Here is a 17,152-nt window from a genome sequence, read left to right on the forward strand (position 1 = left end):
ATGACTGAGGCTTTGTGTTGGGCAACCGACACAAGGCCTAGTCAAATTGCGGTATTACTTTGGTCACACACCCATAGAGATATCAAAACAATCCTAAAGATAAAAGTAGGGTACGAACAAACAATTATACTTCAAAATTACGCCTCTATTTCCCTCTTACTTAACCAAGCCTTTGGTGGTAATAGTAAAGAGCAAGTAAAAACTCCATCTAATATTATGGAAGCCAAGCAGCAACTATCGGGAATATTTGGCAATGGCAAGTAATAACAGCAACGAACATAGACTAGGCCTTGGAGTAAAAGGGGTCGACGAGTTTAAGAGACTTATCGACCTCTTAAACAAGTCTTCTACGACCATTGATAATGTTCAATCCAAGCTGAATAAGACTGAAGCCAAAGTCTTCAACATGTTGAAGCAAACCTCAAAATCTTTCAAAGATGTTGAGACAGCCTTTAACAAGGTGGGAAACCTTGGCGACGGTAACTTCCAAAAACTCCTAAAACAGCTTAAGCAAGCTAGTCCCGAAACCGCTCTGAGAGATGCTGCAATACAGGGCGAATTAAAGAAGATCCGTACACAATCGAAAACAGCTCAAGCAGCGATCACTAATGCCTCAGTAAACGCCCTTAAAGATGTTGTTAAGAGCGTTCAAAATGAACTTGTTAAAGAATTAAAGACTGCTCGCCAATCCATTGCCTCAACCGATCAAAATCGCTTTAGAGCCCAACGAGAAGCTCAGAGGTTTCGTGTAGCCGAAGCAGGTCTCGCACGACCTATCGGTTTTAAAGGTGGAGCAGCAAAGGCTAAAGCTGAACGTAATCTTGAAGCAGAAAAGCAGGCATTAAGAGAATTAGAAGAATCCCACAAGCGCAATGTCGCCGCCGTTCAGAAACAAAATCAGCTCCAGGAAAAGCTGAACGACAATACCCGTAAGTATCGGATTGCCCGGGAGCAAGGCCTAAAGAGTGAACGTGTAAGCCTTCTCATCGCCAGACAACAAATAAATCTCGATAGACTTCGCGCAACTTCTAACGGAAAGATTACGGCTGAGTATAGAAAACAAGAGAAACGCCTCATAGGGCTGAAGCGGACACTAGAAGGGATTACGAAGCAGGAGCGAACTCAGGCCCAGAGGGATGGAATATCTGACAGGTTATTCGACGACGGAGGCGCGTTCCTCTTCAAGGTTCAAGCACAATTAAGGTTTAACTACCTGCTGATGAACCAAGTCTTCAACCTTATGAACTTCGGTCGAGACTTCGTCATTCAACTAGATAAAGCCTTTTACGACCTACAGGCGATCACCAACACGACCAACACCGAGATGGTTGGACTACGTGATAGCCTTATTGACGTATCCGCCAAGACAAAGTTCACAGCGGTGGAGGTTGCGGAAGCTGCCAAGACCATGGGTCAAGCAGGCTTCTCCTCTAAGCAAATCACCGACGGGATTGAGGCTATTACCCTCCTAGCCGCTGCAACAGGCTCTGAACTAGCCCCGGCTGTAGATATCGTCACCTCCTCCATGTCTGTGTTCAATAAATCTGGATCAGACACCGGCGAAATTGTTAACACCTTCACTGCAGCAATTAACAACTCCAAGCTAACAATGGAGAAGTTAACACTTGGGATGCAATACGCAGGTAATATCGCCTCCCAAGCAGGCCTTGAATTTGATGAAGTTGTTGCAAGTTTAGGTGCAATGGCTAATGCAGGTATCCGCTCCGGTTCCAACATCGGTACTGGAATGCGACGCCTTATCACTTCTATCCAAAGCCCAACCAAGGAGCTGCAAGACACCTTCGCAAAACTCGGTATCTCTATGGCTGACGTCGACCTGGAGACCAACGGTTTAGCTGGAGTGCTACAAAACCTAATGACAGCAGGTTTTGATAGCGCCACCGCAATGGAAACATTGGATATCCGAGCCGGTGCAGCCTTCGCAGCACTTTCTAACAATGTGGATACGTTAAACAGTTTAAGACAACAGTTTATTCTCTCCACTGCTGCTACAAAAGCCAATGCCACCCAGATGGGCTCCCTGTCTAACAAGTTGAAGCTACTCCAATCCGCAGCTGGGGTGGTAATAACACAAATGTTTGAGCCCCTACTCAATCTGACTAAACTTGTTGTGGATGGACTTGCGGCAGCAGCTCTAGTGGCAAAAGACTTCAGCGGAACTTTAAAAATCCTTGGATCTGCTATAGGAGCTCTTGGTATAGGCGTTTTAGTTCCAGTTGTAGTAAGACTTGTCAAAAATCTATTTACCGCCTCAGCTGCAGCCAAGGCGACTGCTGCCAGCTTTGTAACATTCGGCAACAGCGTAAAACGAACCGCCCCTCGCCTGAAAGCCTTAGGAGTGGTAGCTGGTCGATCCGGAACCCAGATTGGCAGACTTACCACTTTAATCAGAGGCATCCCCGCAGCATTAGGGGGAGGTCTCGTCAGCATTGCCATATCAGCACTCTCTTTCGCATTCTTCGAATTAGGAGAAAGCGCAGAGACCACTGAAGAAAAGATGGATAAGCTCCAAGCAAGGATCAACGAGACTAAGTCTGCGTTCGAAGATTACCAACAACGTATTGATAATCTCGACAAGACCATGGACAACCTTAACCGTCGCCATGAACTACTTGAGAATGACCAAGGAGCTCTTCGTACAGAAGCTCTAAAACTAACTCAACAGTTTGAAGAATTGGCCGGCAGTATCGATTTCAACAAATTGTCTGTTGATGGATTAATCCAATCAACAGTTCAGCTCAAAAAGGAAATGCTGGCCCTCCAGAAAGTTAACGCCCAGAGAGCACTGGAAGCCGCTAGAACGGAACTCACCCAAAACCGTCTCAATTTTGAGAAAGGTAGGGATGGTGATGTTCGCCAGCAGGCTCAGGACGCCTTAGACTTACTAACAATTGACTTCCGTAGGGCAACACAAAGTAAAGCCGAGTTCGGTGGAGGAGACCTCTCTAAAAGCAGATCAAACCAAGGTGTCGGCATTACGAACACTCAATTCGACCAAATACAAGCACTGGTCAAAGCGGTTGATACTTTACCCTCTATAGACACCCGCGAGGGAGCGAATGCTGCCTTCCAGCAAATACAACAAGCTGGACTGGAGCTATCGAGACTAAGAACAGACCTACAAAACAATAACTCTCCTGAAGAAATCACCCAGGTGGTTACCGCGATCAATGCTGTAGAAAAGTTAATTATTAGCCAAGAAAAGCTGATAAAGGGCGTTCTCAGTGGCACCAACCAAGTTACAGATCGAAAGACACAGGTAAGAGTTACAAGTCTAAACGAGAGCCTCATTGGCACCAACCGTGGCGGGACAGGAGTAGACGGCAGTATTGATAAAAAACTCCATCAAGCCCGAAATCGAACCACAGAACTGATTAAGAAAAGTAGTGGTATTGATGACGTCACAGGCCTCGAAGCCATTAAATCAGAACTTGAAAAAGCTGAAGACGCTATAGACGGCATTGAAGGCGCAATGCTTCTTCAAATGGAACTTTTGAATGAAACTTTAGAAGGTGACAACAAGTTCACCGTTAAAGATTTCAAGAATACCGGTGCCTATAACCGCCTACAGCTAGAAAGAAACCGGCTAGAGAAAACCATTCGCGAAAATGAGAAGGAGCTTCTTGAGGCTACTAAGCGTGAAGGCGAAACAACTATCGCTACAGCTAAGGCTAAGCTTAAAACTATCAAGAGCCAGACTGATAAAAGGTCCTCTCTTAAGCAAATCGATCTAGCTAAAAATGAATCTGTCCGCCTCTTCAAACTTCAGAGAGAAAACGAACGACTTATTGAGCAGCGACGCTTACAGGACCAGAGGCACAGTCAGAAGGAACAAGGCATTCTCCTCGGTCTATTTGACGGAGAAACCTCCTTTGGAGCCCAAACCATAATTGAACAATATGAAGATCTCGACCTACAAGCTCGGGAATTTCAGCTAAAAGAATACAAGAAGAAGCGAGAAGCAGAGGTCAAAGCTCTACAAGCGGAACTGAAGAAGAACAAGTCGTCAGTCTCTGCTGATAAAACTACCTCTTCTGGCTTAAGTGTTATTCAAGACAATTCTGCTCGCGTGTTAGATGAGATACATCAATTAGAAAAAGATATGCTTGAAAAGGCTATATCCCTCGACCTGATCGACAATATTGAAGAAGCTCGTAAAACCCTCGTAACCCAACAAACCTCGGAACGTTCAAAGCAAAACGTGGACTACGAAAAAGTAGGCCAACGGATAGACGACCTCATCGAAAAAGCCGCCGCAGACGTTCTCGAAGCTCGCACTAGTATCGCAATCGATAACTACTCCACTCGCATATCGCGAAGTAAGTCTTCCGTTGATGACTACAGTTCATTAGACGAGGTGGCCAAAGCTAGAAGTGAAGCCTTAGCCCTACTCGAGAAAAAGCAAGCCGAAGAGTATGGCAAGAAGAAACGGGAACTACTGAGTAAGCGAGGCATCGGGCTCAACGACAGTGACGCCAAGACGGCTTTGAACACCCTAGACCTAAAGCAGGATGCTGAAACAGCCTCCCTGCAGGATTATTTTGATAGAGCTTCGGATCGCATTATTCGAGCAAGCGAACTTGGTATTTCTTCTATAGAAAAACTATCTAAAGCTTTTGCAAATATCCACAAAGCTGCAGCCCTAAGAGAAATCGAAGCAGATTTCCCCGTTAAGGAAGCTCAAGCAAAAATTAGCACTCTCAGCCAGCCTAATCTGAGAAATCGGTTCTCTGACGTCCAAGTACAGGACATGGAAGAGCGGGTCTACAAACTTCAAATCGAAGCCAACAAGGCCAAACTGGCATCACAGAAAACACAGCAGCAAGAGGTTGAGGCCAAGCTGGCGGAACTCGCATTCGAAATCAGCGACAAACAGCTGCAGGTAGACCAGCTCTACGAGAAAGCTGATCAAGCAGGCTCAGGTACAAAAGACTACAAGAAAGCTACTGACGCTCGCGTTAAAGCAGAAAGAGACATTGCTGCCGCAAAAGACGAACACAGAAAGCAAACCCTTAAACTCAACGAAGTTCAGCAGAAATCTAAAGAATTATCCGTACAACTCGCAGCCCAAACAGGTGCCTCTCAAGAAGAAACCTGGAGCCTCGCTAAAACCATCGAAGTTGCAGCGGCCCAGTGGGCAGAAGCTAACGGCTCAATGCAGAGTTCAGCGGTTAGGATCGGAAACTCCATTAAAGGTGTTTTTGATAATATGCGAAGTAGCTTCGGCAACTTTGTCAGGGACGTCGCCTCAGGAAATAAATCGGTAGGAAATAGTTTCCGAGCGATGGCTGAAAGCATAATCTCCTCAATGCTGGATATTGCAGCACAAGAAGCAGCAACCGAAATATTTGGAGGCCTGAAAGGCTTGATACCTAAAGGCTTCAGCTTCTTTGGAGACGGAGGCGGAGGGGCTGACGCTCGAGCAAGAGGCGGAGAACTTCGAGCCAACCAAGGTCGGGCCATCCCAACGAGGGATAGTGTAAACGTAAAAGCCCAACCTGGAGAATACATTCTAAGGAAATCCGCCGTCCAAGCGATTGGTCGTGAGAACCTAGATAAGATCAACGCTCACGGAAATCGAATGATATCAGAGAGCGCCCCAAATATTCCTTCCTCGAACGACAATAAACGAGACCCAGACTTGGTGAATGTTTACGTCGTCAGCCCAGATCAAGTACCTCCCCTCTCAGAGAAAGACGTCCTTGCAACGGTGCAGAGGGACATCTCGAACGGAGGAACTCTTAAGAAACTGGTGAAACAGGTAGCGATAGGTAGATAAGATGGCCGTTTTTGATTTTCCATACCACGTAACACCTGAAATCGAGTATCCAGAATCAGGTGTTCGTATTCAATTTGGAAACAACTACACTTCAACAGCAGAACCCGACACTCCTGACGCTCGAAAATTCACCTTAAGCTATAGGGGTTTTCAATATTACGTCGATAACGCCGGTGTGGTTGACTTAACAACAAACGCCAACATCAACAACATGGCTACGTTGGAAGCTTTCTACACTACACATCGCCTGTGGAAATCCTTCATCTTCCCCCATCCTGTTTACGGAAACATCGAATGTAAATTCAGCAAACCTCTTAAGGTCCCTAAAGGTATCCCCGGCAAACTTGGCGAGCTTGAAGGTTTTACAGTGGAGTTGATTGAACAGCCATGAGCAACACTCCAGCCGAACATAAAGAAGAGAACCAGAAGCTTGCTGCAGACAGTTATGTTGATCTCTTCCAAATCGTCCTCAGGTCAGGAAGCCGTGTATATTTAAAGAATAACAATGACCGAGATTGGCAAGGAAACACTTATGAAGGAACAAGCATAAAGCTGTCTGAAGTCAGAAGATCATCAGATGAAGAACAGTCTCGCCCCACCCTGTCGATAGCAAACCCTAAAGGCATCTACTCACCCTTAATCCGAGATGGAGACTTAGATAGGGCGACGTTAATCAGGTACAGAGTTCTAAGTAAAAACCTTACGAATAATTTAGCAGTATTTGAACGAAATTCTTGGACCTTTTGGCGCCCAACGCTGATCACTGGCGAGGTCGCTACCTTTGAATTAAGACAACCATTGGATGGTTATAATTTCACAACGCCTGCCAGAACCTTCTCCCCTCCTGAATTCCCAGCGGTATCCCTAACATGATGATAGATGAGATCAAATACGAGCACCTTTTAGGCACTGAATTCAACCACGGAAAGCAGGACTGTTACACGCTTATTCAGCAATTCTATCGAGACAACTTTGACATATCTCTAAGGGATTATGCTCGCCCCACCAAATGGTGGGATAGGGATATGGATCTGTATTCAGATAACTTCAGAACCGAAGGTTTTGAGGTCGTAGATCTCCATATTCGCGACTGGCAACCTGGAGACTTAATCATGATGGCCATCCAGACATCAGTAGCCTGCCATGCCGGTATCTGGATCGGCGACAATAAAATCCTTCATCATTTTCTAAACCGAAGAAGTAACATTGAGAATTATTCTGGAATATGGAGAAACAATACTGTATTTGTATTGAGACACAATGAAGTAAAAGAACTAAAACAAAGATCTATTACTTACGACATTATGGAAGACCCTAGAATAAAGAGCAAATTGGGCGGAGTATTAGATGGGAAAACTTCTTGATTTCTACGAGGACACTGGGAAAGAGAGAGTTGGAGCAATTCTCAAGGATGGTAGCGTCTATGAGTTTGAGAACGTCCATCCGGAACCCTATGAGGCTTTTGACGTAGCCCCTGAAGAACTTATTCGGCTTGACGATGAGATGAAAGCCACGTTCCACACCCATCCAAAATTCACATCCAACCTGTCCGCTGAAGATTACCAAGCCTTCACCAACTGGCCAGATCTTATTCACATCATCATCGGCAACGACGGCCCAAGCGCCTACATCGTGGAAAATGGAAAGGTGCTAAATGCGAGTGAAAGTGATCTTGCATGGTTGTCTAAAAAAGATCTGCTCTGAAACCTTAGAGTTTGACGTTAGCACCCCTGCCGAAGCCATTAGAGCCTTAAGTTCTCAAGTAAAAGGACTTGCTCCTCTCCCCGGGCAACCGATGAAGCAGCTGCGTATTGTTGGAGTGGACGCCGACAGTATCTTTGCTCCTTTGAAACTTAAGGAACTCCATATCGTTCCAGATTTTGCAGGGGGAAAGAAGGGAGGCTTCTTTAAAATTATTTTAGGTGTCGCCCTAATCGCCGCATCTTTCCTAATCCCCGCAGGGGGACTAACTATCGGTTCTTTCACCCTAAGCGCATCCTCACTACTTTGGACTGGAGCGTCTATGATTTTAGGGGGATTACTTGAGGCAGTAAGTCCCGCACCTAAAGCAGATGTTGAAACCGGACCAGGAGACCCTCCAGCATCGAAATACTTAGGAACACCTCAAAACACTACAGCTATCGGAACCCGTATCCCTATGGGTTACGGAAGAAGAAAGGTAGCTGGACACTTTATCTCGTTCGATATTCAGGCCACAGATGTTTCTGGATACCCTTCAGGGATTTCTAAATACGATCCTTATACACCTCCACCTCCTGCCCCCACACCTCCACCAGCTCCTCCACCAACCCAAGATACCGGCTCCTCCAATCCTGACTATGGACAAGGTGGGTCCGCAGAGGCCGGTGCGAACAACACCGGAAGAGGTGATAACGGTGGCTCATATGGCGGACATCGTGATGCTGGCGGAGGTTACCAAGTATGATTGCTGCTCAATTTAAAGGACAAAAAGGTGGGGGCGGAGGCGGCTCCACCTCATCTGTCAGAACGCCTGACAACCTCAGATCTCAAGACACTATGGAAGCTATTCTTGGCATCTGTGAAGGGGAGATCGAAGGACTTGAGGATGGCCTTAAATCGTTCGAAATCAACGATACAAAACTACAAAACCTCGACGGCACTTATAACTTTCAAGAATTTGATATCGAAGTTTATCCAGGCTCCGGAGTTGAAGAGCCTATTCAACTATCGTTAGGAGGCGTCACCAAGTCTCACAATATCAACGTGAAGCTTGCAAAAGACGTTTCAGTTACTCGACAAACGGATTCAGGCGACATTGACTTTGTAGATATTCGCTTAGCATTTAACACGCTCTACAAACAAACTGACAAAGGCGTCTTCGACACCTCTATTGAATTTGAAATTGAATATAAAGCACTCTCAGCTACTGAGTGGAATTACATTTACCCTGATAACCCTCGGATTAAATTAAGCGGCAAAACAACCTCTGTAGCAGTAAAAGAATTTAGGGTACCGACAGAACGTATCTCTGAGCCATACGAGTTTAGGGTCACCAAGATTACAGCAGAGAGCGATACTAAAACCTACTTCAGAGAAATGGCTTGGGAGAGTTTCCAAGAGGTTAATGCTGAAGTCCACTCCTTCACAAACACTGCATGTGCAAGAGTGAGAGGTAAATCCTCAGATCAGTTAAGCAGCATCCCCAAACTCGCTGCTGTCTATAAGCTTAAAATTGTAAAAGTCCCTACTAATTATGACCCTGTGGCCAGGACTTATGACGGCTCGTGGGATGGAACGTTTAAGAGAGCTTGGACTGAATGCCCTGCTTGGCACGTTTATGACTACCTAGATAACGATATCTACGGACTACGATCATACTATCCTGTAAACATCGACAAGTGGTCTTATTACGAAGCAGCCCAATGGTGCGACGTGAAGGTTTCTGATGGGAGAGGAGGATTACAGCCTCGTTATTCCAGCAACCTTCTACTTACCGACGCCATGGAAGGAACCGAACTCGCCAGATATATGGCGGGCGCTTTCAATGCTGTACTCACTGAAGATCAAGATGGTTCTGCAGGCATTAAAGTTGATAAGGACGAACAAGCACTCCATCTCTTCACACCTGAAAACGTTGAAGACGGAGAGTTCAACTACACCTATACAGATCCTAGCACCCAGTATAACCACATCACTGTTAGCTTTGTGAACCCCGAGCTTAACTGGGTCAATGATCGTCGCATTGTTCAAAGCCAAGCAAACATAGATAAGTTTGGCAAGGTTCCTCATGAATTCGTAGCGGTAGGCTGTACTCACGACGGGGAAGCGATCCGTCGCGCTCAATATAAAATGATCACAGCCCTGACTGAGCGGGAGATTGTAACTTTTAAAACAAACCGCCTTGGTCAGAACGTTGAACCGTTTAATATTATTCTGATCAGCGACCCAAACGCTGGTTACGGCCTATGTGGACGAATGCTGAGCCTTAACACTGCTCGGGATGAGATCACATTAAGAGATCCCTTATATCTTGAAGCAGGTATCTCCTACACCATCTCCGTCACTCTTCCCGACCAGCTGGTTGAGAGAACCCTCTTAAACAACACCACCGGAACAACAACCACCCTATCGTTAGATAGTCCTCTACCAGTTGGGGTACCAGCTCTCGCTACATTCACAATTGGATCTGTCGGCCTGTCCGGCGCACCTAAACCGTACCGCATCACACACGTTGAGGAAATCGACGCAGATCCGGACCACCATGAAATCACAGCGATTGAGGTAAATAGATCTAAATGGGACGACGCAGATAACGTTACACTCACAGATCCCATCATTTACAATAACCAACCGGACCCAACGGTCGTCCCCTCACCCGACGCTGTGTATTTCCTCGAAACTTACATTCGAAGTCAGAATGAATTCCACCTCACGGTAGATGTCACCCTAAATACTGCAGCTTACAAATTCTATAATGGGGAATACGAAGTTTACAGCCGGTGGGATGGTTCTGAAGGCTCATGGCAAAAGCGCGAGTTGATCGGTGGTGACACCATCATCAACCACCCATCGGGGGATTGGGAATTTAAGATCCTTCCCAAAACTCATATCGGGACAAAGACAGAATTAAATCAGGCTAGGATTTGGAAAGTCAGTTTACAGGCCGTTGTTGATCCACCCGCTGACATACCTTCTTTCATGTATCAACTCGTTGGACAGAGTAGGCAGGCCATCTGGTCGTTTACAGATAATGTCGGAGATTTAGACGGCTTCAGGATCCGGTACCAGTTTGGGAACAACCCAACTTGGTCAAACGCTATCCCCGCCTATGCTGGATTAGTTCAGACATCACCCTTTAACCTAAATCATCTACCTAAGGGTCCGATCACAATTATGATCAAGGCAGTTGATTTGTCAGGCGTAGAAAGTGAGAACCCTGCCGTAATCATTGTTGATCAAGGCGACGAGATTGTTGCAAACCTAATCGAAACTCACGACCATAAAGTATTAGGATGGCCAGGGACTGCAATAGGTGGGGAGATCATAGACAACACCCTACACAGCCAATCTGTGGCCACCTTCTGGAAAACCGACGGTGACGACCCTTATTGGCCAGCGGATCTCAATGAACAGTACTGGAACAACCAGTTTGCTAAGATGATTTACGTCTTAACAGCTGTAGCCCCTGACGATTGCTGGATGACATTAGAGCTGGATGTAGAAGGCGTCACATACAACATCGGATATTCCGATAACAACAATCTGAATTTTTGGGGTGCCGCAAACGATAACTTCTGGAAAGCTGATACTGGTGATTACTTCTGGGACTACAACGACCTAACTACTTGGCCCGGGAAACTCTGGGTCAAGCAAGGGGAAGTATATAATTTTGAAATTATTCTACCTGCAGGAACAACTCTCGGGAAAATTTCCAATCTTAAGGTCAACTTCGACGTGGATGACGTTCTTGAGACATTTGAGGACCTAGCGATAAGCCCTTCCGGCACTCGTCTCCCTCTCACAAAAAACTATCGAAGTATTCGAAATGTAAAAATAACAATGCAAGATGACGGTGGTGACGCTGTTGTAGTAAAGGTAGCAAATAAAGATCCTGTACTTGGACCATTACTTGTGGCAATAAATAATAACGGCACGAATACTACAGCCTCTGTCGATATTCAAGTACAAGGATACTAAGGTGACTTCGCTTCCGCTTTCCTCATATGTGATCAACCCAACTCGGACTGTTAGCGACATACAGCAGGCCTGGACAGACACTCTAAACTTCGTAGCGCAACAAATCGGTGGGGCTCCAGAAACCGCCCTGACAATTGTCGGAGGGAACATCACCCCCACAGGCGGGTCACACTCCTTAGATACCGAAGGCTCTGCAGCCGCTGATGATCTCACAAACATCGCAACCACTAACTTGGTAGAGGGCAAAATTATACTTGCCCACATCACAGATGCAGCTCGAACGATCACACTCAAACACGCTGCTGGTGGAGCTGGACAAATACACCTTGGCGGATCTGACATCACACTAACAGATCCCACGCAAACTATTATTCTGCAGCGTCGCGGAGCAGACTGGTACTTCATCTCCCCTTTCACGCCTTTCGTCTCCCACGGTCACACCGCAGGGCAGATATCTGGATTGGGAGCTCTAGCGGCCCTCGATACAATTTCAGGTACTGAACTGGATGCTAACGCAGCAACAAAAGACAAAGTTAATCAGAAGTTCACATATGGAACTACCCTCCCTACCGGAGGTAAAGCTGACGATGTCTATTTCCAACATGAGGCCTAACCATGCCCGGTACGTCAGTTAATGTTGCAGGTACTTGGAAGGTAGCTACCCCTTGGATTAATGTTGGTGGCGTCTGGAAGCCTTGTACAAGCGTGTGGGTCCGCGACGCAACAGCGTGGAAGCTGGCATTTGAGAGCACCCTCATCCTATCTATCACAACCGAAGTAACCGATTACAACATTAAAGACGCGGCGATTGCTTCAGGCTGGAACGGCACTGATGATATCAGCATCCAGTTGGATATCTCAGCGGCAGCTATAATCGGCGCAACCAGCAAAACTGCCGCCCTTCGAACAGGAGGATTTGGAGCCCCGCTTAAAGGTTTGATCATCAATAACGCCGGAAGCATACAAGGCCAGGGCGGTTCAGGAGCTGGTGGAACAGCCTTCTACGCCGAGGACGACTGCGAAATAACCAACTCTGGAAACATCTGGGGCGCAGGTGGTCAGGGCGGAACAGGTGAAGGCGGAAGGGTTCAACAATATAGTTGGAGCACCGGAGGCGGAGGTGGTGCTGGACAAGGCTACAATCAAGCCAACGGTGGTGGAGGCCGACAAACCGCAAGTGGTGGCGCAGGATCCTGCGATAGAGGCCAAGACGACACGGACTACTACCAAAGCTGGTCCGGAGGCTCTGGTTCTGGAGGTACAGGCGGCACATGGGGCAACGGAGGAAGCTCAGGTAGTAATAACGGCTACGGAGGTTCCAACACTGGGCAATGTGTATCCTTCCAACATTACAACAATGCTTCGGGGGGATCCCGAGGCGGCTATTCAATTAACGGAGTTTCCAGAGTAAACCTCACGAACACCGGTAGCATTCTCGGGAGCCAAGTAAATTGAAGCATCATTTTGTCTTCCTATCTGGTGGTCCCGATGGTTGCGCCGTATTGAAAGAGTTACTCAGCAAGACAGATGACCTCATCTCATGCTTTCACCTCGATCTTGGAAGAGATAAGAGGCGGCAGAAGATGGAAAATTGGGCTGTTAAAGAACAAACAACCTACCTGCGAGAGAACTACAGAGAATTCGAACTCTACACAGCTGAAGCCAACCCCAGCACAAGCTCCGTCTGCCACGATCTCGTCTTAGTAGCAACTATGGCGAGCGGGATAATTGAGGTCTTAAACCCTCCAGTTACCGACGTATATTCCGGTTCTTGTGACTGCGACTTCAAAGCTCACGATGCTGACAATTACCCTAACGACATGGCGGCACAAGAACTGCTCCGCACATTAGCTGGGATCTATAAATTTCCGGTCCCTACCTATCATGGGAATACCGGTAGGAATAAGTCGAAGAAAGATATCCGCCTAGAACTGGGCGAAGAACTGTGGTGCAAAACTTGGTCCTGCAGAACCCCCGACACCTGCGAAGACGGTAACTGCATATTAAGCTGTAATAAGTGTTGGGGCTGCACTACTCGAGCTGAAGCATACGATAAACGGAGTAATTAAATGGCTTTAAACAGATACGCCAAAGAACATGATGGAGGCTTTGAAGCAACTGCTGGAGCCCTACCCTACTACATTCACGATGAGAACGGCGACCCTAAGGAATCATCTACACTTGATGACCTTCAAAGAGCAGCTTTCGGCTGGCATAAGGTGGAACAACGTGGTTGGAGAGATATCGATCAAGATATTGAAATCCGCACTCAAGGCGCCCTATTTGTTGAAGAAGGTAAACCTATTGAAGAATGGACCTACTCCTTCAAAGATGATGCCCGAGCTGAGATGCTTAAAAAGGTTGACCGAGACGCTGAAAACTTACGTCTAACCGTAGTTACTCCAGGCTCCGGACAGGCTCTGGAATATGAGAGAGCCTCAGAAGAAGCTAAAATTGTTAAGGCCCTGGCTCCAGAGGATCCAATCACCGATAATGACTACCCCTTCCTTGAGGCGGATCTTAACTCCACCCACTCCCCTTTAATTGGTGGGATTGTCACCACGATACGTGAGGCAGCAGACCTTGTTTTAGCCATGGAAGGTTCATTCAAAGTGTTTGGAGCCGCAATCCGGAAGGTTCGCCTTAAAGCAAAGGCAGACATCACTGCAGCTGCAAACGACCAGACGGCTTACGATATTTACAAAGCAATTGTATGGCCAACCGCATGAAACTAAAAACCTATCTATGGAATATTCTTATTTCCATCGACCAGCTGGCTAACACCCTCACCTTCGGAGACCCTGATGAGACTATCTCATCAAGGGCTGCGAAGGCTCGTATTAAGGGGAAAAAATGGGGATGCGTTTTATGCTGGGCTCTAGATAAAATCGATGAGAAGCACTGTGCAAAGTCCATAGAACTGGACGAAGGTGAGAAGATCAACCCTCAGCAAGCGGGACAATAGATAGAGCAGTCATGTAGGTCTCCATCAGCAGCGTTTTCTCCTTGTGAGCAGCCACGGCCTTCGGGTTTAACTTAAACTTAACCATCTGCTTTGTAATTTGAATGTCGAACCCAATGCCCTTCAGATCAGCATAGTGTTTATTGATCGTATTCCTGGTCTCAGAAACTTCATCATCAATTTCAGTGATCGTCTTAGTTCGTTTTTGAGCGAAGTCCCTCTCAAGTTCTGTCATACCACCAACCAGAATAGGCTTATCAAACTCCGCAATATCGGCAATCACTGTACGCCCAAGTATAGCCCCGGCTTTAAGTAGGTTTTCTGATTTTTCGGTAACCTTTGCGTCGTCCTGCTTTGCAACCGTTATTAACTCAGAAGTCGGAAGCCCTCGGCTTTTCATTTCCGCGACAAACTGTTTTCGATCAACTTTGAGATCCTGAATTCTCTTCTCTTCATCTACGATCTCATTCACAACGTCCCTTAGAACGGCTTGCGTATTACTGTTGGTTTCTTCTTCGATATTCTCTACTTGATCTTCCATAATATGAACCCTTCGGTTTGGTGATATTTATTTTGATATACTTTAAATTACTTACTTGCAACAAGTAATGTACTAGTATAAAAAATAATCTCACTCAGACCAATAGGAGCACCTATCTTATGAATATCGATGTAACCCAGCTATCAGAAGACCAGCTTGAAGCCCTCTCTCAAATTGATCCAGAGGTTGCTTCCAACGAGCGAACTCGCCGCATGGCCTACGAAACGTTGGGCGACGGCTTCACACAGTTAAAGCAAGCTTCACTGCAACTCGAAGCAGAGACAGCCTCACTGCGAAAAACGAAGGCTGGAAAGGCCTTACAGGACAGCGCAATCTTGGACATCGTTAAGCGCCTCCTCGTAACTGCCGAGATTAACGATATTGAAATTGGAGACGTTCAATTTCCATTAACTCCGGCAATCGAAGAGCCGGACGAGCCGTCTGAGCCTTCAGAAGAGAACACGATTGCCGCGTAAGTCCCGCCAGTTAACAGCCTACGGATCCGAACAGGATCAAGCTATGGCGGATGCTCTATCCGCTCATAAGAGAGTATCAGTATCCAAGTTATTCATTAATTACATTCGCACAGAATACAAAAGAATATTTGGAAAAGAAGATCCTGAGCGCATCATTAAAGTATTGAGCAAATAAAAGTCTGGATCATTACTTTCTTATTATTATATAGTCCCTATAGATAATTCTTTAGGGACTATTTTTATGCCTAGCTCCGCCGATCCTAAACTCGAACAAGACCTCAACAAACTCGAAGCTGAGGTTAAGTATCGTTTTACAAATCTCGAGAAGTGGATGGGGCGAATATCAGACGTACTGGACAAGATGGCAGATAATAAAGAGAGGGTTATAACTCTCGAGGTATCTCAAAAGCATCTCACTAAGGAACTTGAAGCCTTAACAGAGATCACCAAAGAGCAGAGCAAAATGATTAGTGCTCTCAACACTCGGATAACAAAGATCACAACTGGTGTTGCTTTATTAGCCTTCGCCCTCCCCTTAGCCTTAAGATTTCTGACATGAGCCATTCCATCACAGAAATGGTCCATGAGATCATTCGGCTTGAGGGTGGTTTAGTCGACGATAAGGATGATCCAGGTGGGATCACCAACAAAGGCGTAAGCCTTCGATATGCTAAAGGGATTGGATTGGATCTTGATGGGGATGGAGATACTGACGCAGACGACATTGTCTTAGTCGATCACGATAAGGCGGTGGAACTGTTCCTTGAGGATTTCTATCGTAGCCCACAGGTGGACCGGCTTCCACCGATGATACAGCCCCACATGTTTGACTTCTCGGTAAACTCAGGCGCCCCTAGAGCCATCATGACGATGCAGGATGTCCTGAACGATATTATCGAAGAAGCTCCGGAGCTGGGCTATCTCCCCTTAATGGACGATGGTCGCATGGGTCCTAAATCTCGCAGAGCTGCTGAGATTGCCCAGGAGGCCATGGGGAAAGAGCTAAACAACGTCATCTGCAAAGCCCGATTGGACTTTATGCGTAGAATTGCTCGCAAGAACCCTAAGCTAAATAAATATTTAGTCAGAAGAGATGGTGGCAAAGGCGGTTGGGTCACCCGTGTAGAGGGATTTCTACTGTAATGATTAAGAAAGTATTTGATTTTTTAGGTGGGGGAATTTTGGGAGGAGTAAAGGAACTCTCAGAAGTTTTCTTCGGCAATAGATCCAATAGAGAAAGTGCTGAAGCTCGGAGAGTTGAAGCTGTCCACGGTCAATTTGCAGCTGAATTTAATACTCGGCTAAATCGAACGATTTGGGACAGTCTTGTTGATGGGTTAAATCGACTACCTCGACCGATCTTTGTGGCTCTAATAATCTACTACTTCTGGCTGGCCTACGCTGACCCTACAGAGTTTCAGATTATGAACCTCGCCCTGGACACCGTTCCAGAGACGATGTGGTGGGTATTGTCGTCCATTATAGCGTTCTACTTCGCTGCCCGGGAGCTGAAATACTCTCGCGAAAAGAAAATGTCTCTATCTAAGAAAGAGTTCAATGAACAACAGCGGAGAGTGAAAGAGTTGAGAGCGTCTCAACCTCCGACTTTTGAAGAAGAGATGAAGAATACAGATAAACCTCTATCTCTTGATGCAATCAAGACATGGAACAAACGAAGAAAGGGCCTTTAACAG

General features: G+C 46.4%; 19 protein-coding genes. 18 read left to right on the plus strand and 1 reads right to left on the minus strand.

Annotated elements, in window-relative coordinates; translation table 11 throughout:
• The 13 genes from ACOGW3_RS05975 to ACOGW3_RS06035 are packed head-to-tail and all read left to right on the plus strand — an operon-like array spanning position 1 to position 14,444.
• Positions 1-264: a hypothetical protein gene (locus tag ACOGW3_RS05975; protein ID WP_419902132.1), complete on the plus strand. Its 264-nt coding sequence runs from the start codon at positions 1-3 to the stop codon at positions 262-264.
• On the plus strand, positions 254-5,800 hold the full coding sequence (locus tag ACOGW3_RS05980) for a phage tail tape measure protein (protein ID WP_419902133.1): 5,547 nt from the start codon (positions 254-256) through the stop codon (positions 5,798-5,800). The genes ACOGW3_RS05975 and ACOGW3_RS05980 overlap by 11 nt, the downstream gene beginning before the upstream one ends.
• 1 nt (position 5,801) lies before the next feature.
• Positions 5,802-6,191, plus strand: a complete 390-nt coding sequence (locus ACOGW3_RS05985) for a hypothetical protein (protein WP_419902134.1) — start codon at positions 5,802-5,804, stop codon at positions 6,189-6,191.
• Complete coding sequence (locus tag ACOGW3_RS05990; protein ID WP_419902135.1) at positions 6,188-6,673, plus strand: hypothetical protein; 486 nt, start codon at positions 6,188-6,190, stop codon at positions 6,671-6,673. Before ACOGW3_RS05985 ends, ACOGW3_RS05990 begins: the two co-directional genes overlap by 4 nt.
• Entirely contained in the window at positions 6,670-7,164 is a 495-nt protein-coding gene (locus tag ACOGW3_RS05995; RefSeq protein ID WP_419902136.1) for an NlpC/P60 family protein, read from the plus strand. The genes ACOGW3_RS05990 and ACOGW3_RS05995 overlap by 4 nt, the downstream gene beginning before the upstream one ends.
• The gene (locus tag ACOGW3_RS06000) at positions 7,148-7,504 is read left to right on the plus strand and encodes a hypothetical protein (RefSeq protein WP_419902137.1); all 357 of its coding nucleotides are present in this window, start codon (positions 7,148-7,150) and stop codon (positions 7,502-7,504) included. The genes ACOGW3_RS05995 and ACOGW3_RS06000 overlap by 17 nt, the downstream gene beginning before the upstream one ends.
• Complete coding sequence (locus tag ACOGW3_RS06005) at positions 7,473-8,246, plus strand: hypothetical protein (protein WP_419902138.1); 774 nt, start codon at positions 7,473-7,475, stop codon at positions 8,244-8,246. The genes ACOGW3_RS06000 and ACOGW3_RS06005 overlap by 32 nt, the downstream gene beginning before the upstream one ends.
• Entirely contained in the window at positions 8,243-11,479 is a 3,237-nt protein-coding gene (gpJ, locus tag ACOGW3_RS06010; protein WP_419902139.1) for a TipJ family phage tail tip protein, read from the plus strand. Before ACOGW3_RS06005 ends, gpJ begins: the two co-directional genes overlap by 4 nt.
• 1 nt (position 11,480) lies before the next feature.
• A complete protein-coding gene (locus ACOGW3_RS06015) occupies positions 11,481-12,092 on the plus strand; it encodes a hypothetical protein (protein ID WP_419902140.1) in 612 nt (203 codons plus the stop codon).
• 2 nt (positions 12,093-12,094) lie between these two features.
• On the plus strand, positions 12,095-12,934 hold the full coding sequence (locus tag ACOGW3_RS06020) for a hypothetical protein (protein WP_419902141.1): 840 nt from the start codon (positions 12,095-12,097) through the stop codon (positions 12,932-12,934).
• Positions 12,931-13,548 carry a hypothetical protein gene (locus ACOGW3_RS06025; protein ID WP_419902142.1) on the plus strand — a complete coding sequence of 206 codons (618 nt, stop codon included), beginning with the start codon at positions 12,931-12,933 and terminating at the stop codon, positions 13,546-13,548. Before ACOGW3_RS06020 ends, ACOGW3_RS06025 begins: the two co-directional genes overlap by 4 nt.
• On the plus strand, positions 13,549-14,208 hold the full coding sequence (locus ACOGW3_RS06030; protein WP_419902143.1) for a hypothetical protein: 660 nt from the start codon (positions 13,549-13,551) through the stop codon (positions 14,206-14,208).
• On the plus strand, positions 14,205-14,444 hold the full coding sequence (locus ACOGW3_RS06035) for a hypothetical protein (RefSeq protein ID WP_419902144.1): 240 nt from the start codon (positions 14,205-14,207) through the stop codon (positions 14,442-14,444). The genes ACOGW3_RS06030 and ACOGW3_RS06035 overlap by 4 nt, the downstream gene beginning before the upstream one ends.
• Here the strand turns inward: ACOGW3_RS06035 and ACOGW3_RS06040 are convergent.
• The gene (locus tag ACOGW3_RS06040) at positions 14,419-14,982 is read right to left on the minus strand and encodes a GapR family DNA-binding domain-containing protein (protein WP_419902145.1); all 564 of its coding nucleotides are present in this window, start codon (positions 14,980-14,982) and stop codon (positions 14,419-14,421) included. The genes ACOGW3_RS06035 and ACOGW3_RS06040 overlap by 26 nt on opposite strands.
• Positions 14,983-15,101: 119 nt before the next feature.
• Between ACOGW3_RS06040 and ACOGW3_RS06045 the strand changes: the two genes are divergently transcribed.
• From ACOGW3_RS06045 to ACOGW3_RS06065, 5 genes are all read left to right on the plus strand, one after another.
• The gene (locus ACOGW3_RS06045; RefSeq protein WP_419902146.1) at positions 15,102-15,458 is read left to right on the plus strand and encodes a hypothetical protein; all 357 of its coding nucleotides are present in this window, start codon (positions 15,102-15,104) and stop codon (positions 15,456-15,458) included.
• Positions 15,448-15,633, plus strand: coding sequence for a hypothetical protein (locus ACOGW3_RS06050; RefSeq protein ID WP_419902147.1), 186 nt, complete (start codon positions 15,448-15,450; stop codon positions 15,631-15,633). Before ACOGW3_RS06045 ends, ACOGW3_RS06050 begins: the two co-directional genes overlap by 11 nt.
• Before the next feature lie 66 nt (positions 15,634-15,699).
• Positions 15,700-16,017, plus strand: coding sequence for a hypothetical protein (locus ACOGW3_RS06055; RefSeq protein ID WP_419902148.1), 318 nt, complete (start codon positions 15,700-15,702; stop codon positions 16,015-16,017).
• The gene (locus ACOGW3_RS06060) at positions 16,014-16,601 is read left to right on the plus strand and encodes a glycoside hydrolase family 108 protein (RefSeq protein ID WP_419902149.1); all 588 of its coding nucleotides are present in this window, start codon (positions 16,014-16,016) and stop codon (positions 16,599-16,601) included. The genes ACOGW3_RS06055 and ACOGW3_RS06060 overlap by 4 nt, the downstream gene beginning before the upstream one ends.
• Entirely contained in the window at positions 16,601-17,149 is a 549-nt protein-coding gene (locus ACOGW3_RS06065) for a holin family protein (RefSeq protein WP_419902150.1), read from the plus strand. Before ACOGW3_RS06060 ends, ACOGW3_RS06065 begins: the two co-directional genes overlap by 1 nt.
• The last annotated feature ends 3 nt before the right edge of the window (positions 17,150-17,152 follow it).

The sequence above is a fragment of the Kiloniella sp. genome (assembly GCF_965205715.1).
Taxonomy (GTDB): domain Bacteria; phylum Pseudomonadota; class Alphaproteobacteria; order Kiloniellales; family Kiloniellaceae; genus Kiloniella.